We start from the raw sequence: 21,837 nt of genomic DNA on the forward strand, positions 1-21,837 counted from the left end.
GTCGCTTTTTTTACTTAAAAATTTCATTTAAATTCTATTTTTTTAAAAAAACGAGTGCTTTTTTAATAATTTTACATCATTTTAGACTAAATGACGTTAAACATCCTAGACAATATACATGCTCTTTCCGATTTACGGACTTTACAAACTGAGCAACTTCCTGACTTAGCCAAAAATATACGTCAGTACATTATAAACATTGTAGCCACCAAAGAAGGTCATTTAGGTGCTAGCTTGGGTGTTGTAGAGTTAACCATAGCTTTACACTACGTTTTTAATACACCTGAGGATTTACTTATTTGGGATGTTGGACATCAAGCTTATGTTCATAAAATTCTAACTAATAGAAAAGAACAATTTCACACCAACAGGCAACTTCATGGAATAAGTGGCTTCCCAAATCGTTTTGAAAGCAAATTTGATGCCTTTGGCACCGGACACTCATCTACTTCCATATCGGCAGCATTAGGAATGGCTATCGCTTCACAAATTAAAGGCGATTTTAACAAACATCACATAGCTGTAATAGGAGACGCATCTATAGCTAGTGGTATGGCTTTTGAAGGGTTAAATCATGCTGGTGTTACCAACACCAACCTCTTGGTCATTTTAAATGATAACGCCATTGGTATAGACCCAAGCGTTGGCGCCTTAAAACAATATTTAACTAATGTTAAATCAGGCACTCAAAAACAAGACAACATATTTGAAGCTTTAAACTTCAACTATTCTGGTCCTATAGACGGTCATGACCTTCCTAAAATTATTACAGAATTAAAGCGCCTAAAGAACGTTAAAGGTCCTAAATTCCTACATGTTATAACCACCAAAGGGAAAGGTTTAAAGCAAGCTGAGGAAAACCAAGTTGTTTATCATGCACCTGGTAAATTTAATGCTATTACAGGCGATATTTTACCCAAAACACATAAAGTACAAGCTCCAAAATTTCAAGATGTTTTTGGTTTAACTCTTGTAGAATTAGCTAAAGAAAACCCTAAAATTATTGGTATTACACCAGCCATGCCCACAGGAAGCTCTTTAAAATTTATGATGGATGTATTTCCTGAACGTGCCTTTGATGTTGGTATTGCCGAGCAACATGCTGTTACTCTTGCTGCGGGAATGGCCACTCAGGGAATGATTCCATTTTGTAACATATACTCTACTTTTTTACAACGAGCATACGATCAAATAATTCATGATGTTGCTTTGCAAAACCTACCTGTTATTTTTTGTCTAGACCGAGCAGGATTAGTTGGTGAAGATGGCGCTACTCATCATGGTGTTTTTGACATTGCCTATCTAAGGTGTATTCCTAATATAATTATAGCAGCACCTAGAGATGAAATTACACTCCGTAATTTATTATACACCGTCCAAATCGGCTCATTAAAAAACCCGATAGCTATACGTTATCCACGTGGTAGAGGTCGTATAATAAACTGGCAATTGCCTTTTAAGGAAACAGAACTAGGTAAAGCCGAACAATTAAAACAAGGAAAAACAATTGCCATATTAAGCATAGGAGCTATAGCAAATCATGTTACTGAAGCTATTGAAGACCTAACTGTTTCACATTACGACATGCATTTTGTAAAACCACTTGACAATGTTTTACTACACGAAATTTTTAAGTCCTACCAAACTATCATCACGGTTGAAAACGGCACTATAGTTGGCGGTTTTGGTAGCGCTATTGCCGAGTTTAAAAGTCTTCACAACTATACCAACTCATTAAAAACAATAGGCATACCAGACACCTTTATTGAACATGGTAGTATTTCAGAACTTGAAGAACTTGCTGGTATTAGTCCAAAAAAAATAAGATCAGCTATTAAAGAAGTTCTTAATAGCTAATCTTAATTATATAAATAAGATATCAACTTTATTGAAATAAGCTAAAATGCAATACCTTTTATCTTTTTATACACTAAAATAGCACGTCTGTCCGATAACGAAGCTACATAGCTACTAACATTTAGAAGACGCTTATATATAGAATTTTCATTTAAATTAATTGTACCTGAAAGCGTATTCAAAATAAGTTTATCATAATTAGATGCCGTTCCATTATAAGCATTATTAATGGCAGACACATAAGTTTCTAACAGCGTATTGATTACACCATAACCTAATATTTCTTTTTCAACAACTTCTTTAGACTGGTAAACATTATTTACACTTATATTAATAATGTCCTTTATTTGTGCTTCGTACTTACTTTTATCCAAAAGTCCTATTTGAAATTCATCATTTAAAATAGCTTCTTCATTTTCTATAAAAACTGAAACAGCCTCATTAATTAAAGTGTTAATTGCTAAAGCCCTTAAGTAACTTATACGATCACCAGTTGTTGTTAACTGACTATATTTATTGGTTTGAATGCTATCACGAACAAGGTTAATTAAATACTCTAAAGCAAACTCTTCCTGAATGAGCCCTAGATTAATACCATCCTCAAAGTCAATAATAGTATAACAAATATCATCAGCAGCTTCAACTAAAAACGTTAAAGGATGCCTTGAATAACTAATATTGCCATTAGTGCCTCTAGAAATAAGCCCTAACTCTTGAGCAATATCCTGAAAAGCTTCTTTATCACTTTGAAAAAAACCATATTTTTTATCAGCAATATGCGTGCTTGGCTTTTTAGGTAATGATTCTTTAGGGTATTTTGTAAAAGCTCCTAGTGTAGAATAGCTTAATCTAATGCCTCCACTTCTACCTTCACGACTTTCAGTAAGGATTTTAAATCCATTAGCATTTCCTTCAAAATCGCATAAATCTTGATACTCTTTTTCTGTTAATTGCTCTTTATAGTTTTTACCGGTACCATTTTTAAAAAACTCACCGATAGCTTTTTCACCCGAATGTCCAAAAGGCGGGTTACCAATATCGTGTGCCAATGCTGCTGCAGCCACAATAGCACCAAAATCATTTGGTTGATAGCCATGAACACTTTGAAGGTGCGGATATTTTTCAATTAAGCGCTTACCAGCTAAACGACCTAAAGTTCTACCAACAACACTAACCTCCAAGCTATGTGTTAATCGGGTATGAACAAAATCTGTTTGTGATAATGGAATTACCTGTGTTTTATCTTGTAAACTTCTAAACTCCGAAGAAAAAATAATACGGTCATAATCAACCTCAAACCCTAATCGTGTTTCGTCTTGTTCTTTTCGCAAACGTTTATGGCTATCTCCAAAACGCTTTAATGATAATAGTTGTTCCCAGTTCATGATACTAATTTATTGACTCGCAAGATAGTATTTTTTCAATGTTAAGAAATCTTTTCAAAAAAGGTATTTACAGAAAATCACATAACATTTAGGTAATGTTTTTATGATATAGTTTTAATAGCTAGTTAACGGTGACTTTACATATCTAGAGTTTCTTTGCGGCAAGAAATTTTGTAAAAAACAACATGAAATATTTACTTCTTAACCTGTTATTATTCACTACTGTTTTATCGTTTGGCCAAGACAAAGGTTCTTTGGTTGGAAAACTAACCGATAAAGAGTACAACAACGAACCACTACCATTTGCTAACGTACTTATTAAAGGAACAGCAAAAGGAACCACTACAGATATGGATGGTCTGTACGCAATTGAAAACTTAAACCCAGGAACTTATACTATTGTATTTAGTTTTGTTGGCTACGAAACTCAAGAAGTTGAAGCGTCAATTATTGCTGGAAAAGTTACAACTATAAACTTACCTATGGCTGCTAGTGCAGCGTCTTTGGATGAAGTTGTAATTACAACTACTACAAAACGTGAAAGTGAAGTAGCCTTATTATTAGAACAGAAAAAAGCCATTGAAATGAAACAAAGCATTGGCGCTGAAGAACTTTCAAGAAAAGGTGTTAGCGATGCAGCTGGAGCTGTTTCCAAAATATCTGGGGTATCTAAACAAGAAGGTTCAAGTAATGTATATGTACGTGGTTTAGGAGATCGCTATTTAAATACAACCATGAATGGTTTATCATTACCTTCAAATGATGTTAATAAGAAAAACATCGATTTAAACTTATTCTCTTCCGATATTATTGAAAACGTATCTATTAGTAAAGCATATTCAACTGGTTTTTATGGTGACTTCTCAGCCGGAAATGTAAATATCAACTCTAAAGATTATACTGGAAATGGCTTTCTAGATGTTGCTATTGGGTCTGGATTTAATACCAACGCTATAAACAAGGATTTTGTAAGAAGTGAAGGCACTGGGTATTTTGGCTACTATGGCCGTTATGACCACAATCCGTTTGCTGTTGTTTTATCACATGGTTTCGATCCTGTTTCTGCAGGAACACCTGTAAATGTGAGTTATGGTGCTTCAACAGGAAAATCTTTCAACTTTAAAAATGGTTCTCGATTAAGTGTTTTTGCAACAGGATCTTTTGAAAATAGCTACGAATACCGTCAAGGAACAACAAGAGATTATACACTAACAGAAAAAAAAGCTTTTGTTGATAGCGCCGAAGAATACGAATACGGTACAACTACCACAGCTATGGCTACCCTTAACTATAAAATAGATAGTCAAAACACCATTAAATACAACTCTGTATTTATTAATAATAGCTCGGATGTAGTTGGTTACTTTGGTACAAATGGAAATGGTAAAAACAGAGATGCTATTCAGAATACCGATCAAGGTTTTTATCAAATGAACGTACAATTCGATCAAACTAAGATGTTTGTTAACCAATTATTAGGTAACCACAAATCGGGTAAAATCGAAGTGGATTGGGGATTTGGTTATAACTATGTTAATGCCGATCAACCAGACCGTAAGCGTATCAGTTTAGAAAACTACCACCATGCTTTTGATAACGACCCAAACACAAACCCTATTTTTTATAGTAATGTAGATTTTGATAACCAACGTTACTTTCAAAATATTACGGATGATGAATACAATGGAAACTTAAATTTCGCATATGAAGTTTCCGAAAAAGTAAAATTAAACATCGGTTATAACGGTAAGAGCAAGACACGTAATTTTAGTAATATACGTTATGGTTACGATATTGTTCAGCCAGATGTTGCCGTTACTGACGTTAACAATTTCAACTCTATATTCTCATTAAACAACTTACAAATCAATGAAAATACAGGTGGTATTTACGAGATAAAAGTTATCAACTCTTTACCAGGTTACAGCAACACAAACAGACCAGGCCTTCCTGAAAACACCTATACAGGTAAACTAGATGTGTACGCTGGATATTTAAACGCCGAAATTAAAGCTGGAGATAAGTGGTTATTTGTTCCTGGTGTTCGTTTAGAATCATTTGAACAGAATATTGCTTTCGATGTGATTAACTTAGGTCTTAAAGGAACCGACGATATTACTACTAAAGACAATTTATTCTTACCTAGTTTAAATGTGAAATACAGCATTAATGAAGATCAAAACTTACGTTTCTCTGCTAGTCAAACAGCTTCTTTACCTGAATTCAAAGAAGTAGCACCGTTTGTTTACGAAGATATTTCAGTACGTGTAGGTGGTAATCCTGATTTATTAGAAAAAGGTTTTTCTAAAATATATAATGTGGATTTAAAATATGAATGGTTCTTTAGTAAAAGTGAAATTTTATCACTTGGAGCCTTCACAAAGGTTATTAAAGACCCAATCAACTTAGTTGTAGGTGCAGATGCAACTGGAACACAACGTTATTTCAGAACAGGTGACAAAGCCAATGTTTATGGTTTTGAAGTTGAAGTAAGAAAAAATGTGCTTAAAGATGAAAACGATAATGCTAAACTATCTGTAGGTTTAAATGCAACATACATGTATACAAAGCAAGATTTATACAGCAGTATAGATGGTGAATTTTATGATGTAAGTTTCAACAAAACAGAAGATAACTTACAAGGTGCCTCGCCATTTTTATTAAATGCAGACATTAGTTATTCGCCAACATTTAATAACTACAAACCTGTTGCCAACTTAGTATTCTCATATTTCTCAGATAGAATTGATGCCTTAGGGTCAGGACAATTAGGAAACGTTATTGAAAAAGGTGTACCAACATTAGATTTTGTTTGGAAAAATAGCTTCAAAAACAACTTTGAAATAAACCTAAGCGTGATGAACTTACTAAACCCAACTATCAAATATGTTCGTGAAACAACGTTAGGCGACATTGTTGTTAACTCAGCAAACGGTGAAGGTGTTTCAGACTACAAACGTGGAATGGACATTGGATTACAACTTAAATACTCATTTTAACAAACACTTAAACTATAAAAAAACAATTAAACTTAAACACAATGAAAAATAATTTTATTTTAGGAATAGCCATAGCATCTATGCTTTTCTCTTGCGCAACTGATGATACTGCAGACATTATCATAAATGACAACAGTAGTATTGTAAACAATAATGGTGGTGGTAATGACAATGATGATGATTCTTGTACTGCAATTCTTGCTGCTGAGTATACTTCAGACTTAGAATTAGAAGCTAACAAATGCTACACAATTAACGGTCCTGTAATTATGGCTGCTAATACCAATTTAATTATCAATGAAGGTGTAACTATCTATGCTGAATCTGGTCCTGATGTATATATTGCTATCTCTCAAGACGCTAAAATTATTGCTAACGGAACAGCAACTAGCCCAATAGTATTTACATCTAATTCAGCAGCTCCAGCAGCTGGTGATTGGGGTGGTTTAATTCTTTTAGGTAAAGCGCCTATCAACTCTGTAACAGGAACAGGAACTTCTACTTCTGAAATAGCTAGTTTACCATACGGTGGAAACGTTGATAACGATTCATCAGGAACTTTACGTTATGTAAGAGTTGAATATTCTGGTGGTGCTGCAGATGGCCAATCAGAAAACAATGGTATCTCTTTCTACGGTGTAGGTAACGAAACTGTAGTAGAGTACATTCAAACTTTTGAAGGTAAAGATGATGGTGTTGAATTTTTTGGAGGAACTGTTAACGTAAACTACGTTTCTGTTATCAATGCACAAGATGATTCAATTGACTGGACTGAAGGTTACACAGGAACAATTACTAATGCTTATGTATTACACGGTTCAGAACATGATAAAGGTATTGAAGCTGATGGTTATAACACAGATTTTAGTAATGCTGGTGGATATTTCTCTAAGCCAACTGTAAACAACTTAACAATAGTTGGTATCGGTACATCTACAGATCCAGATAGTGAAGCTATTCGTTTAAGAGCTGGTACACAAGGTATTTTTAACAATGTACTTTTACAAGGTTACGGTGAAGGTTTTGACTTAGATGGTGACTTAGGAAGCAACCCAACAGGTAATGGTGTTTTAAGTGGTGATTTACACGTTACTAATGTAACTTTTACAGATGTTACATTAACAGTTAAAAATGATACTGAAGTAACTTTTACAGAAGCTGATTTTATTACAGGTGCTGGAAATGGTACAGGAACAGACTACACAACTTGGGGTGCAGGCTGGACAGTAGAATAAAACATAAATTAGTCTAATAAAAAAAGAGCATCCAAATTGGATGCTCTTTTTTTTGTTTATAGTCTTTTGTATTTAATCACGTTGAGCGATATTGGATTTACTCCATTCACTAACATTAGCAATAACATTGCTACTATAATCTACTTCTTTTAGCGTTTCATCATTCCAATAAAACCATTTGCCGACTTTCTTCCCATTATCATAATTCGCAGAAACAATCTTTTTACCTGCTGCATCATAACTTAACCACTCGCCTTGAAGATTACCATCTAACGTATAAGAGCCTGTTTGACTCACAACGCCATTGTCATGAAAGTAAGTTACTTCAATTACGTTTGTTTTTTCATTAAGTTTTAACGTTCTCTCCTGCTGCGCATAAGAGACCACAGTAATTAAAAAGGTAAAAATTAATACAATGTTCTTCATAATTATTGGGTTTTTAAATTAATCTACTCCAAATATACACATTAGATAACTTTTACACAACATTTACGTAACATTAATTTAACATTAGAGTACTAGTTTGCTGTTTTACAATGAATTATAAATTAAATTTATTTTAATAATTGCTTAATACTCCCCTTACCTTCACATGATATGGATAAACGATATTTACAACGTCTTAAGACAAACAAGTAGTAATTTCATATAATCTATTAGTTTTTGTCGACTATATTATCATGAATTCTTGTGGCTGCCTTAGGCCGAGGCAGCCTTTTACTTTTTTAGAAGTAAAAACTACATATTTAAAGATTTTAATCATAGCATTTATATATCAAAAAATAACGTTTACATAACATTACAATTCTAAACACTATAGATATTTGCAAACTATTTTAAAGTAAAATATGGATAATATATACTTATTAATGATTATTGCCTTAGCCGTTTTAGCAATTGCTGATTTGGTTGTAGGTGTGAGTAATGATGCTGTTAATTTTTTAAACTCAGCAATAGGCTCAAAAGCCGTTTCTTTCAAAACCATAATGCTAGTTGCCAGTGTTGGTGTAGCTGTTGGAGCTGTCTTTTCTAGTGGAATGATGGAAGTTGCCAGAAAGGGCATATTTAATCCGCATGAATTTATGTTCAATGAAATCATGATCATATTCATGGCGGTTATGATTACCGATATTCTCTTACTAGATTTCTTCAACTCCGTAGGAATGCCAACATCAACTACGGTTTCTATTGTATTTGAACTTTTAGGAGCTTCTGTAGCCATGTCCCTTATTAAAATAGGTCACGATGGCGGAAACTTTAGCGATTTGGTTAACTATATTAACACATCTAAGGCAGCCGAAATTATACTCGGAATCCTTCTCTCGGTAGTAGTAGCATTCTCTATTGGTGCTGCGGTTCAATGGGTTTCTCGTGTTTTACTATCTTATAATTTTGAAAAGAAAGCCAAATGGGTTGGTGCACTTTTTGGTGGTATTGCATTAACATCTATCACTTACTTTATCTTTATAAAAGGATTAAAAGGTATGGCTTTTGCCAAAGAGTCTTTTGATGCATTAAACGGTGATACAATTAATGAATTTTTAGAACATCAAGTAGGACTAATTGTATTAATTAGTTTAGTGTTCTGGACATTAATTTCATTAGTATTTATTTCGGTTTTTAAAATCAACATATATAAACTTATTATTCTTGTAGGAACGTTTGCTTTAGCATTAGCTTTTGCAGGTAACGATCTTGTAAACTTCATTGGTGTTCCTATTGCCGGATGGTTATCATACACAACATGGGCTGCATCAGGTGTTCCTGCCGATGCCTTTAGTATGGGATTCCTTGCCGACAAAGTAGCTACACCTACCTATTTATTAGTGGGTGCAGGTTTAATAATGGTTGTAACACTTTGGTTTTCTAGTAAAGCTAAAGCTGTAGTAAAAACGTCATTAGACCTATCCAGTCAGAGTGAAACTAAAGAACGTTTCCAACCTAACTTTTTATCACGTGGTTTTGTACGTTCGGCTGTATTGGCTTCACAAATGTCTTCATATATCTTACCAAAATCTTGGCAAGCTAAAATAGACCAACAATTTGAAGTACCTGTTTTAAGCCTTAAAAAAGATAAAACATACGAATTACCAGCTTTCGATTTGGTTCGTGCAGCGGTTAATTTAATGGTAGCTGCGGTTCTTATTTCTATTGCAACATCTATGAAATTACCACTTTCTACAACCTATGTAACTTTTATGGTTGCCATGGGTACATCCTTAGCCGATCGTGCTTGGGGAGCTGAAAGTGCCGTTTACCGTGTAGCTGGTGTATTAAATGTTATTGGTGGTTGGTTTTTTACTGCAATCATAGCATTTGTTGCTGCTGCCATAATTGCTTACCTATTAAATTGGAACGTTAATGTTATGGTTCCTGTTTTATTATTACTAGCAACTATTTTATTAGTAAGAAACTATATTTCTCACAAGAAGAAATCGGAAGTTCTAAAAACAGAAGATAGCCTAACACGCGCAGAAAGCAGTTCTATTCAGGGTGTTATTTACGAAAGCACAAACAATATTGCTAACGTAGTTAAACGTGGAAACCGCATCTATACAAATGCAATTCACGGTTTAGCGAAGCAGGATTTAAACCTTCTTAAAAAGAACAAACGCCAGATTATAAAACTTTCTAACGAGGTTGATGAATTACGAGATAACATATTCTACTTTATTAAGAATTTAGATGAATCTAGTGTTGCGGCAAGTAATTTCTATATAAACATCTTAGGGTTCTTACAAGATATCACTCAGTCTTTAGAATACATTTCTAAAGTGAGTCATAAACACGTAAACAACAACCATAAGAAATTAAAATTCAGCCAAATTAAAGAGCTTAAAGAAGTTGACGAACGTTTTGAACGATTATTTCAAAATATCCAAACAGCCTTTGACACACGTTCTTTTGAGCAAATAGGAGAAATTTTAAGTCGTAAGAAAGAAATTACGGATATGGTAACTCAAAAGATCCATAAACAGGTAGAGCGTACGAGAACTGAAGAATCAAGCCCGAAAAACACAACCTTGTACTTTAGTTTACTTCTAGAAACTAAAGATTTATTAAATGCTACAATGAATCTTTTAGAAGAATACCACGAAGCTCATGACAGCTCAGTAAAACCAGCAACGGTTACTGATAGCGAAGAGTAAATCAGGTTTACTATATAACAATCAAAAAGCACCTCTTAGGAGGTGCTTTTTAGTTATGGATACCCCTTTCCATCAAGAGTCAATAGAAATACCGTTAAAACACAAAAAAGCACCTTGAATAAGGTGCTTTTTTTTATATTTATTAGTTAATATGTTTGGCTACTTAAGACCCACACATTAAACAATCGTCTCCTTCAGCCTCTTTAGCTTGAGCAACTAGAGCCTTCATTTCTTCGGCTGTCATAGGTGCTACCTCATCTGAGGTATTATTTTCAGAAAATTTGGCTGCTGTTTTGATTGCTTGTTGCTTTTGTTGTGCTACAACCGCATCTGCTACAGGTTCTTTAACAGGCTCTACAATTGGTGCTGCTTTTGTTTTCTTATCTAAAGTAAACTTAATAGCATCTACAGCACTCTTAGTTCTTAAATAGTACATACCTGTTTTTAAACCACTCTTCCATGCATAAAAATGCATAGATGTTAATTTTGCCATGGTAGCACCCTCCATAAATAAATTTAAGGATTGAGATTGATCTATAAAGTAACCACGTTGGCGAGACATATCAATAATATCTTTCATACTTAATTCCCACACAGTTTTGTACAGTTCCTTAATATCATTTGGAATAACATCAATATCCTGAATAGATCCATTAGCTCGCATAATATCCTGCTTTAAACTTTCGTTCCACAAGCCTAATTCAACAAGATCTTCTAACAGGTGCTTATTAACAACAATAAACTCGCCAGATAACACACGACGCGTATAAATATTAGATGTATATGGTTCGAAGCACTCATTGTTACCTAAAATTTGAGATGTACTTGCTGTAGGCATTGGCGCTACTAATAAAGAATTTCTCACACCATTTTTTAAGACCTCTTGGCGTAATGCTTCCCAATCCCAACGTCCGCTTAAATCGGCATCATTAATACCCCATAAATTATGTTGGAATTCGCCCTGACTCATTGGAGAACCTTCATAAGTTTGGTACGGCCCATCAGCTGTTGCTTCCTCCATACTAGCTGTAACTGCTGCAAAATAAAGCGTTTCAAAAATATCGTGATTTAGCTTTTTAGCTTCATCACTTGTAAAAGGCATACGTAATTTTATAAACGTATCAGCCAAACCTTGCACTCCTAAACCTACCGGTCTGTGACGGAAATTAGAGTTTTCAGCCTCTTTTACTGGATAGTAATTTCTATCAATTACACGGTTAAGGTTTTTTGTAACACGCTTAGTTATTTTAAATAACTCATCGTGATCAAACTTACCATCTTTAATAAACATTGGTAAGGCAATTGATGCTAAATTACATACAGCAACCTCATCTGGTGAGGTGTACTCCATAATTTCAGTACATAAATTAGACGAACGAATAGTTCCTAAATTTTTCTGATTTGATTTACGGTTAGCAGCATCTTTATAAAGCATATATGGCGTACCTGTTTCTATTTGCGACTCAAGGATTTTCTCCCATAATTCACGAGCCTTAATAGTTTTGCGTCCCTTTCCTTCTGCTTCGTACTTTAAGTATAAAGCTTCAAACTCCTCACTATGCACTTCATCCATACCGGGACACTCATTCGGACACATTAATGTCCAATTAGCATCTTCCTGAACACGTTTCATAAACAAATCTGAAATCCACATAGCATAAAACAAATCACGTGCGCGCATTTCCTCTTTTCCATGATTCTTCTTTAAGTCTAGAAAATCAAAAATATCTGCATGCCAAGTTTCAAGATACATAGCAAAACTTCCTTTTCGTTTACCGCCACCTTGATCTACATAACGAGCCGTGTCATTAAACACTTTCAACATGGGTACAATTCCGTTTGAGGTACCATTTGTTCCTGCTATATAACTTCCAGTTGCACGAACATTATGTATTGCTAACCCAATACCTCCGGCTGATTGTGAAATTTTAGCAGTTTGTTTTAAAGTATCATAAATACCATCAATACTATCATCTTTCATAGTTAGTAAGAAACAAGATGACATTTGAGGTTTTGGTGTACCAGAGTTAAAAAGTGTTGGTGTGGCGTGTGTAAAATACTTTTTAGACATCAACTCATATGTTTCTAGAGCTGCATCCAAATCGTTTAGGTGAATACCTATTGACACACGCATAAGCATGTGTTGTGGTCTTTCAGCTATCTTACCATTTAACTTTAAAAGATACGAACGCTCTAAAGTTTTAAACCCAAAATAATCATAGGTAAAATCGCGATTATAAATAATCACTGAATCTAATTTTTCAGCATTATCCATAATAACCTTATACACTTCATCCGATAATAATGGAGCTTCTTTTCCTGTACGCGGATTTACATAAGTATATAAATCGTGCATCACCTCACTAAAAGTTTTCTTGGTGTTTTTATGTAAGTTTGAAACCGAGATACGTGCTGCTAAACGGGCATAATCTGGGTGTGCTGTAGTCATAGTAGCTGCAATTTCAGCTGCCAAGTTATCCAACTCGCTAGTTGTTACACCATCATAAAGTCCTTCAATAACTCGCATGGCAACTTTTACAGGATCTACCAACTCATTTAAACCATAGCAAAGCTTTCTAACTCTAGCAGTAATTTTATCGAACATCATTGGCTCTTTTCTGCCGTCTCTTTTTAATACATACATAATTTTACACATTTTTTATTCCCGACACACCAGATTGGGAAATAGATTAATTAGCTAATTGGGCATTCTAAAAACCGAAGCTTCTAGAAGCATTAAATATTATAATAAGTCTTTTAAAAAACTATGACATCATTGACATCTGAGTTTTTCTTAGAACTAAATTTATTGAAATTTGATTTTTAGAAATCAGCATCAAAGCTGAATTTATCCGATTCATCTTCTTTATTAAGAACACCTGCTTTTTGGTATTCGGACACACGTTTCTCAAAGAAATTGGTTTTCCCTTGTAATGAAATCATATCCATAAAATCAAACGGATTTGCAGTATTATATTCTTTTTCACAGTTTAACTCGCTTAAAAGTCTATCGGTTACAAACTCTAAATACTGAGACATTAGTTTGGCATTCATACCTATTAAACTAGCCGGTAAAGATTCCGTAATAAACTCGCGTTCAATATCTAAAGCATCAATTAAAATTTCACGAATACGACTCTTTGGGACTTTATTTACCAAGTGTTCATTATGTAAATGCACGGCAAAATCACAATGCACACCTTCATCCCTAGAAATTAACTCATTAGAGAATGTTAATCCTGGCATTAAACCACGTTTTTTAAGCCAAAATAAAGAACAAAAAGCACCTGAAAAGAAGATACCTTCTACTGCTGCAAAAGCTATTAAACGCTCAGCAAAACTAGGAGACTCGATCCACTTTAATGCCCAATCCGCTTTTTTCTTAATAGCTGGAAAGTTTTCAATAGCATTGAAAAGTAAATCTTTTTCAGCTTCATCTTTTACATAGGTATCAATTAACAACGAATAGGTTTCACTATGAATATTCTCCATCATAATTTGGAATCCATAGAAAAACTTAGCTTCACTATACTGAACCTCGTTAACGAAGTTTTCAGCCAAATTTTCATTTACAATACCATCACTAGCTGCAAAGAAAGCAAGTATATGTTTTATGTAGTAACGCTCATCATCGTTTAGTTTGTTTTTCCAATCGCTTAAATCTTGATGTAAATCAATTTCTTCTGCCGTCCAGAAACTTGCCTCTGATTTTTTATACCATTCCCAAATGTCATGATGTTGGATTGGAAATATTACAAAACGGTCTTTATTTTTTTGTAGGATAGGTTCGATTGGTTGCGACATGAGCTGTGTTTTAAATGTGAATAAATCGGTATCGATATATGACTAACAAATATTGAAAAATGTATCTGTAATTGAAAGGTATTTTTATAAACATTGTCAACAAGTTTTTAACAAAGCATTAAGAATGCAGTAAGACCAAGGCTAAGCGCACTATAAACCTCAAAAAACTGATTTACAACTTTTTAAACTGAATAATAAAAACAAAAACAAGAAAGAAAAAACCCACATAAACATAAAGAAAACCGTGCTAACACTAAACAAACCAACACTTAAAACACAAAAAATTACAGCGTATATACTGTCGCAAAAAAGAGTATGACATGAGTCTATTAAAAATTACAAAAACTAAAATTAGGCATAAAAAAAGGCTAGAAAAAATCTAGCCTTTATTGATTAATAGCATTTACCCTTTATAATGCTAAATCGTTAAATAATTTAATAGCAGTGCTAATATCAACATTTTTTGAATTGATAATAAACTCTAATGTATGGATGGTCGTAAATTATGTGTAATTGGTAACTAAAATCCGTAAGTACATTTACAATTCGTATTAGAATAATAATCCATGCATGAAAAGTAATATATTGTTATATTTGATTTATGATACGAGCCGTAATAGTAGATGACGAACAAAAAGCCATAGAGAGCTTATCGTGGGAACTTACTAATTTTAGTAACGAAGTTGAAATAATAGCCACATTTACAAATCCTGAAAAAGCAATTAACTACCTAAAAACGAACACACCAGATTGTGTTTTTTTAGATATTAATATGCCCACAATGGACGGTTTTCAATTCTTAGATAAAGTGAGTAAAACAGAGTTTGCTACAATTATCACTACAGCCTATAACGAATACGCTTTAAAAGCACTGAAACATGAAGCTATAGACTACCTTCTAAAGCCTATAGATTCCGATGACCTAACGGAAACACTACAAAAAATAAAAAAACATAAAGCTAAAATGTTTCCAACAGCAAAAATTGAAGAAGTCCTTATTAACTTCAATAACAACTTTAGTCAAAAGAAAATTACTATAAATTCCGATGGAAAACTCCTGTTTTTAGACACTGACAACATTATATATATTGAATCTGACGGAAATTACAGCACATTTATTATGGCAGACCATCAAAAAATATGTGTGACTAAAAAACTAAAAGAGGTCAATGCCATTTTACCTGAAAATTACTTTTTCAGGATTCACAACTCTTACATCATCAACCTAAATAAAATAAAGGAATACCTAAAAACAGATGGCTATGTTGTTATGGAATCTAACGAAAAGATTCCTGTTGCTAGGCAGCGAAAATCGGATTTTCTTGATAAAGTTTAATAACTATGAATCTCAAAAAAATCCTGCCAAATAAATTGGCTACTATTTTCCTATTAGTCATTTTGGCTGGCCTTCCATCTGTTGTTCAGAGTCAAGATGTTACTGATTTTTATAAAAAGACCGATAGTGTTTTGCGAGTAAAGCCTAAAAACCTAACCACTTTAGGTCAAGTTTTTAAAGGCATTAAATTTGACACTATTAAACTGTCTTATTTAGTTCATAAAAGTCATAAACAAAACTACCCTGAAGGCGAATGGTATGCATTAAAGGCATTAGGCTCCTATTTCCGAAATATTACGGATTACGACCAAGCATTATCCTTATATTCAAAATCTTTAACGAAAGCTCGGTTAGCCAAAAACATCGAAATGGAAGTAAGCAGCCTTAATATGCTAGGTGTTGTTTACAGACGTATGGATGCTATTCGGTCAGCGCTAGACTATCACAAACAAGCATTGGATCTGGCTGAAAAACCGACTAACAAAACTGCTGAATTACGCCGAAGTATTGCCGTTTCGCATAATAGTATGGGTAATATTTACATTGCTTTAAAACAATATAATTTGGCCCTAAATCAGTTTTATAAATCTATTATTATTGAAGCTGAATTAGACAACAAACTAGGACTAGCAATTAACAACCACAATATTGGTTACGCTAAAGAAAAACTAGGACACTATTCGGATGCTTTAAAGTATTACAACAAATCATTAAATTACAATTATGAGATAAACTCAGAAATTGGAACCGTTATTTGCTTTAATAGTATTGGTAAAATATATATATACCAAGAAAAATATCAACAGGCACATGATTTAATTAAAAAAGCACTAGACAAAGCACTTCATAATAATGACAAGTTTTACATAGCAAACTCGTATATAAACTACGGTTTATCCTTATTAAAATTAGGTGACTTAGAAACTGCAAAAAACCATATTTATAAAGGTTTAGATATAGCCAAAACCTATAATTTAAAATCCTCAAAAATTGAAGCTTATAAAAATCTAAGCGAAATTTATGAGCTTTTAAATCAACCTCAAAAAGCCTTAACAAACTACAAGAAACATGTTGAATTAGAAAAATCATTAACCAATGAACGCAACATCCAATACGTTAATGATTTAATTATAAAATACGATACTCAAAAAAAGAACAACCAAATAAAAGAGTTGGCTAGTGAAAATGAAATTGTAAAACTACGTCTAGAAAAAAACAAACGAACGCTTTTATTAAGTCTGTTTGGAGCTTGTTTGACTATTATTGTTCTTTATGTTTTATACAGACAGCATCAACTTAAAAATGACAAGAAAATTTTGACACTCGAACAGGAGATGCTTCGAAACCAGATGAATCCCCATTTTATTTTCAACTCCTTAAATTCAATAAAGCTCTACATAATTAATAACGAAAAAGAAAATGCTGTTTACTATCTGAATAAGTTTGCAAAATTAATTCGCAAAATTTTAGTGGCATCTACTGAAAAAGAAATCTCTCTTGCTGATGAGATTGAGAATATGGCGCTTTATATGAATATAGAAAACATGCGTTTCTCGAATGAAATAGTCTATAATGAAGCCATTTCAGAAAACTTAAACACATCCTCTATTAAAGTGCCTTCTTTAATTTTACAGCCTTTTTTAGAAAATGCTATTTGGCATGGCTTATCAGCCAAAAATGGCCCTAAAAAATTAAGTTTAACAGCTAAAAAAGAATCTCGTAAACACATAACCATTACTATTACGGATAATGGTATTGGTAGGACTGCCGCAAGAGAACTTAAAAATCAGAAAAAAATAAAACGCAAATCAATGGGGTTAAAACTAACCAAAGCACGGTTAGAAAATTTCTCAAAAAACTACACAGCAGATTATACCATTAAGATGGTAGATTTATATCATGACGACCAGACGGCAAAAGGCACGCAAGTAACCCTAAAAATTCCAATAAAATAATTACTTATTATGCTTTTCAGCAACCTTTTCTAAATCGGCATACCAGGATTCGCCAAACTTCCTTACAAGTCCTTCTTTTACAAACTTATAAATAGGCACTTGTAATTCTTTTCCTAAAGTACAGGCATCGTCGCAAATATACCAGCGGTTATAATTTACTGCAGAAAACTCAGAATATTCCTGAATTCTAATAGGATACAAGTGGCAAGAAACAGGTTTTTTCCAATCTACCTCACCTTGGTTATACGCCTCTTCAATACCACAAAGTGCTGTTCCTTTATCATCAAAAGTAACATAAACACAATCTGCACCATCTATAAGTGGCGTTTCTAATTCCCCATCTTCAGTAGTAATAAAAGTACCTTGAGCTTCAATAGCATCAATGCCTTTCTGACGTAAAAATGGTTTAACTTTTGGGTAGATATCCTCTAAAATTTGAGCTTCGTCCTTTTCAAGTGGTGCTCCTGCATCACCATCAATACAGCAAGCTCCTTTACATGCCGAAAGATTGCAGACAAAGTCTTTTTCAATAATATCTTCTGAAACTATGGTTTTTCCTAATTGAAACATACTGCAAAAATAGACAAACTTTAATTTATTTAATATGGTAAATCAGTAATAATGCTCTAATTTTGTAAAAAAGTTAAACATCTGAATTAATGGCACTTAATTTTAAAGAAATATTTACGGCCTTTATGATTTTATTCGCTGTTATTGATATTATAGGTAATATCCCTATTATTATTGATTTACGAAAAAAAGTAGGACATATTGAAAGTGAAAAAGCTTCGATTATTGCCGGTATCATTATGATCTTGTTTTTATTCTTAGGTAAAAACATTTTATCATTAATAGGTATTGGTGTTAATAGTTTTGCTGTAGCTGGTGCTTTTATTTTATTTTTTATTGCTTTAGAAATGATATTAGGAATCACTCTTTATAAAGAAGATGATGATGCCGCCATGACAGCCTCCGTATTCCCTTTAGCCTTTCCACTAATTGCTGGACCAGGAGTACTAACCACATTACTTTCTATTCGTGCCGAATTTAGAATTGAAAACATTATTGTTGCTGTTTTACTGAACGTTATTCTTATTTATTTAGTACTAAAAACCTCAGCTAAAATTGAACGTTTTATTGGTCAGAATGGTATTAAAATTATCCGTAAAATATTTGGCGTTATTCTATTAGCAATTGCTGTTAAACTTTTTGCCCACAACATTAAAGCATTATTTATATAATTATGAAAATACTTACAATCATCTTATCATTACTAGCCTTAATTTTAATAGGTTTTAATGTCACACAGATTAATTTCAATTCGCCTTTTGAAGGTGACAGCATTATAGCTATAATTACCATTGTTACAGCATTATGCGCTTTGGTACTATTACAAATTTTAGCTATTTCTAAAAAAATAGAACAGAAATATAAAAATCACGAATAATGTTTGATTGCTTAATAGTTGGTGGTGGAGCCGCTGGTATGTCTTGTGCCTTAATTTTAGGATCTGCTAAAAAACAGCCATTTGCAGCAGATAAATCTGTTGGAATTATTTTACATCAAAAAGCATCGCATTTACAAAATGCACTATTCAATAATGTTCTGGGGTTAAAACCTGGTACCACTGGCGCTGATATTCTTGAATCGGGAATAACACAACTTAAAGAATTATACCCACATGTTGACTGTATTGAAAACGAAAAAGTTACTGCAATTTCTAAAACCGATACGGGCTATAAAGTTACAACCAACAAAACAGTATACCTTTCTAAAATTGTTGTTATAGCTGTTGGCTACACAAACCTTACAGCTATAGACGGTTTGGAGGCTTACACAGAACCTCATCCGCGAGCTAAAATAGAAAAAGAAAGAATTTGGTTACGAAATGACGACCATTTAATTACAAAAGGTCTATATGTAGCTGGCACATTAGCCGGTTGGCGTAGCCAGTTTGCCATAGCTTCTGGTAGCGGTGCACATGTTGCAACCGATATCTTAACACTTTGGAACAAAGGACAGCACGTTAAAGTTCATGACAAAGCTTAAAATGACTATTCTGTTTCGGCATTTAATTCAAGAACCTTAGCAATCATTATATCGCTTTTATTTAAAACTTCCTCATAGGCTCCTTTGCTATAAAGTTGTGATGCTATATTAGCTTTAATATATTGCTTTACCTCATCTTCATAAGCAACAAAAGTGATATTAGCATTTGCTTTAGCATTTAAATAATTTTGAAATTCAGTTACAAAATCGTCTCCTACTTCAAACGTATCAATAAACGCTTTACGTGAATAAGCATCGTAAGCATGCCGGTTTTTCTCCAATTCTTCAAACACAAAATTACTTATAAAGCCACGTCCCTGCAGAAAGGTTAGCGTTTCATTTTGCATACTTAAATCTAAAGGCACAAATACATCTGGAATAATACCTCCGCCACCGTAAACAACTTTACCCTTAGGCGTTGTAAATTTTAAAGAATCTGCTATTTCCATTTTTTCAGGATCTACAAATTCTCCACTGTTTAAGCGTTGAAAATGGTCGTCATAATAATCTTTAGTACCATTGCTATAATTTCGCTGAATAGATCGTCCTGTTGGCGTGTAATACCTAGAAACTGTTAACCTAACGGCACTACCATCGCCTAAATTCATTTCACGCTGCACCAAACCTTTACCAAAAGATCGGCGTCCTATTATAGTTCCCTTATCATTATCTTGTAAAGCACCAGCTACAATTTCGCTTGCAGAAGCGGAATTTTCATCAATTAAGACATACACCTCACTAGATTCAAAATCACCTTTGCGAGTAGCGAAACTCTTCTCAATAGTACCGCGCTTATTTTTTGTGAATAAAATTAACTTATCAGCTTCCAGAAACTCATCTACAATTTGTTCGGCTATAGTTAAAAAGCCCCCAGGATTACCACGTAAATCTAAGACTAAATCTTGAACGCCTTTTTCTTTTAGTTGCTGAAGTTCGTCTGTAAATTCTCTATAGGTCGATTCTGCAAAGCGGTTAATTTTAACATAACCTAAGGTTTCATTTAGCATATAGGCCGCATCCACACTACGAATTGGAATATGGTCGCGCTTTACATTAAAGGTAAGAAGTTCTGGTTCACCTTTTCTATAAACCCCTAAAGCTACTTCCGTATTTACAGGACCTTTTAGTTTTGCAATAACATCTGAATTATCTAAGTTTTTACCAAAAATAGAATCGCCATCGGCTGTTATTATACGGTCGCCACCAATAATACCAACCTTATCACTAGGACTACCTTCTATGGTTCTGATAACCGTAATAGTATCTTTAAAATTATAAAAGCTTATACCAATACCCACAAAATCACCTTTCATGTTTTCGGTTACACGCTGCATGTCCTCTTTAGGAATATAAACAGAGTGCGGATCTAAATTTTCAAGAATACCATTAACAGTGATATCTACAATACTGTCTGTATTAACATGATCTACATACTCGTAGTCTATATAATCTATAAGTCTATTTAATTTCTCTTTTTTGCTATTAGCTGTAAATAGGCGATCAGATTTATCAGAAAAATTCAATTTTCCACCAATAAAAATTCCGATAGCGATTCCGATACCGAATATAAGTGGTAAATATTTTTTTTTAATTATCATTCAGCCTTTAGGTCGTTTATTAAATCAAGTTTGATACCTGCTTTTTTAAGAAATTGCAAACCAGAATCATCCTTGTAAGCATCTTTATAAACTACGCGAACAATACCAGCCTGATGGATTAACTTACTACATTCTTTACAAGGCGAAAGTGTTATATACAAAGTAGCCCCTACACAAGACTGTGTTGAAGCGGCAACTTTTAAAATAGCATTAGCCTCTGCGTGAAGCACATACCATTTTGTATACCCTTCGTCATCTTCACAAAAGTTTTCAAAACCTGTTGGTGTACCATTATAGCCGTCAGAAATTATCATTCTATCTTTTACAATAATAGCTCCAACTTGCTTACGCTTACAGTAGGATAACTTTCCCCATTCTGTAGCCATTCTTAAATACGCTTTGTCGTACTTAAGCTGTTTTTTTTCTTCCATAAAAATACTAAGTTACAACGAAGATAACGGCTTCGCATT

The 21,837-nt window shown here is 33.5% G+C and carries 16 protein-coding genes; 9 read left to right on the forward strand and 7 right to left on the reverse strand.

The features are described from left to right. Positions 1-90 precede the first annotated feature (90 nt). Positions 91-1,857, forward strand: coding sequence for a 1-deoxy-D-xylulose-5-phosphate synthase (locus ACW5R3_RS00065; RefSeq protein ID WP_456577577.1), 1,767 nt, complete (start codon positions 91-93; stop codon positions 1,855-1,857). A gap of 41 nt (positions 1,858-1,898) precedes the next feature. Here ACW5R3_RS00065 and ACW5R3_RS00070 read toward each other — a convergent pair whose 3' ends face one another. Continuing rightward, positions 1,899-3,242, reverse strand: a complete 1,344-nt coding sequence (locus ACW5R3_RS00070) for a deoxyguanosinetriphosphate triphosphohydrolase (RefSeq protein WP_456577578.1) — start codon at positions 3,240-3,242, stop codon at positions 1,899-1,901. Between the two features lie 185 nt (positions 3,243-3,427). Here ACW5R3_RS00070 and ACW5R3_RS00075 point away from each other — a divergent pair, with 185 nt between their 5' ends. Continuing rightward, positions 3,428-6,241: a TonB-dependent receptor domain-containing protein gene (locus tag ACW5R3_RS00075; protein WP_456577579.1), complete on the forward strand. Its 2,814-nt coding sequence runs from the start codon at positions 3,428-3,430 to the stop codon at positions 6,239-6,241. A 41-nt stretch (positions 6,242-6,282) separates the two neighbouring features. Then, entirely contained in the window at positions 6,283-7,476 is a 1,194-nt protein-coding gene (locus ACW5R3_RS00080) for a multidrug transporter (protein WP_456577580.1), read from the forward strand. A gap of 72 nt (positions 7,477-7,548) precedes the next feature. On the opposite strand, the gene ACW5R3_RS00085 is transcribed toward ACW5R3_RS00080, so the two are convergent. Beyond that, entirely contained in the window at positions 7,549-7,902 is a 354-nt protein-coding gene (locus tag ACW5R3_RS00085; protein WP_456577581.1) for a toxin-antitoxin system YwqK family antitoxin, read from the reverse strand. 422 nt (positions 7,903-8,324) lie between these two features. On the opposite strand from ACW5R3_RS00085, the gene ACW5R3_RS00090 reads away from it, so the two are divergent. Continuing rightward, entirely contained in the window at positions 8,325-10,625 is a 2,301-nt protein-coding gene (locus ACW5R3_RS00090) for an anion permease (RefSeq protein ID WP_456577582.1), read from the forward strand. Between the two features lie 163 nt (positions 10,626-10,788). On the opposite strand, the gene ACW5R3_RS00095 is transcribed toward ACW5R3_RS00090, so the two are convergent. Continuing rightward, positions 10,789-13,269, reverse strand: coding sequence for a ribonucleoside-diphosphate reductase subunit alpha (locus ACW5R3_RS00095; RefSeq protein WP_456577583.1), 2,481 nt, complete (start codon positions 13,267-13,269; stop codon positions 10,789-10,791). A 179-nt stretch (positions 13,270-13,448) separates the two neighbouring features. After that, positions 13,449-14,429 (reverse strand): ribonucleotide-diphosphate reductase subunit beta, encoded by a 981-nt coding sequence (locus tag ACW5R3_RS00100; RefSeq protein WP_456577584.1) that lies wholly within the window; start codon positions 14,427-14,429, stop codon positions 13,449-13,451. A gap of 601 nt (positions 14,430-15,030) precedes the next feature. On the opposite strand from ACW5R3_RS00100, the gene ACW5R3_RS00105 reads away from it, so the two are divergent. Together ACW5R3_RS00105 and ACW5R3_RS00110 are read left to right on the forward strand one after the other, a co-directional pair. Next, positions 15,031-15,765 (forward strand): LytR/AlgR family response regulator transcription factor, encoded by a 735-nt coding sequence (locus ACW5R3_RS00105; RefSeq protein ID WP_456577585.1) that lies wholly within the window; start codon positions 15,031-15,033, stop codon positions 15,763-15,765. A gap of 5 nt (positions 15,766-15,770) precedes the next feature. Then, positions 15,771-17,720 (forward strand): tetratricopeptide repeat protein, encoded by a 1,950-nt coding sequence (locus ACW5R3_RS00110; RefSeq protein ID WP_456577586.1) that lies wholly within the window; start codon positions 15,771-15,773, stop codon positions 17,718-17,720. Here ACW5R3_RS00110 and ACW5R3_RS00115 read toward each other — a convergent pair whose 3' ends face one another. Next, complete coding sequence (locus tag ACW5R3_RS00115; RefSeq protein ID WP_456577587.1) at positions 17,721-18,290, reverse strand: DUF3109 family protein; 570 nt, start codon at positions 18,288-18,290, stop codon at positions 17,721-17,723. Between the two features lie 89 nt (positions 18,291-18,379). Here ACW5R3_RS00115 and ACW5R3_RS00120 point away from each other — a divergent pair, with 89 nt between their 5' ends. The 3 genes from ACW5R3_RS00120 to ACW5R3_RS00130 are packed head-to-tail and all read left to right on the forward strand — an operon-like array spanning position 18,380 to position 19,769. Next, complete coding sequence (locus tag ACW5R3_RS00120; RefSeq protein WP_456577588.1) at positions 18,380-18,961, forward strand: MarC family protein; 582 nt, start codon at positions 18,380-18,382, stop codon at positions 18,959-18,961. Positions 18,962-18,963: 2 nt separating this feature from the next. After that, complete coding sequence (locus tag ACW5R3_RS00125; protein ID WP_456577589.1) at positions 18,964-19,167, forward strand: hypothetical protein; 204 nt, start codon at positions 18,964-18,966, stop codon at positions 19,165-19,167. Further along, positions 19,167-19,769, forward strand: a complete 603-nt coding sequence (locus ACW5R3_RS00130; protein WP_456577590.1) for an FAD-dependent oxidoreductase — start codon at positions 19,167-19,169, stop codon at positions 19,767-19,769. The genes ACW5R3_RS00125 and ACW5R3_RS00130 overlap by 1 nt, the downstream gene beginning before the upstream one ends. A gap of 5 nt (positions 19,770-19,774) precedes the next feature. Here ACW5R3_RS00130 and ACW5R3_RS00135 read toward each other — a convergent pair whose 3' ends face one another. Both ACW5R3_RS00135 and ACW5R3_RS00140 read right to left on the reverse strand, forming a co-directional pair. Further along, positions 19,775-21,367, reverse strand: coding sequence for a S41 family peptidase (locus tag ACW5R3_RS00135; RefSeq protein ID WP_456577591.1), 1,593 nt, complete (start codon positions 21,365-21,367; stop codon positions 19,775-19,777). Continuing rightward, on the reverse strand, positions 21,364-21,798 hold the full coding sequence (locus ACW5R3_RS00140; protein WP_456577592.1) for a deoxycytidylate deaminase: 435 nt from the start codon (positions 21,796-21,798) through the stop codon (positions 21,364-21,366). Before ACW5R3_RS00140 ends, ACW5R3_RS00135 begins: the two co-directional genes overlap by 4 nt. Positions 21,799-21,837: the final 39 nt, after the last annotated feature.

Source organism: Algorimicrobium bowmanii, from assembly GCF_054031195.1.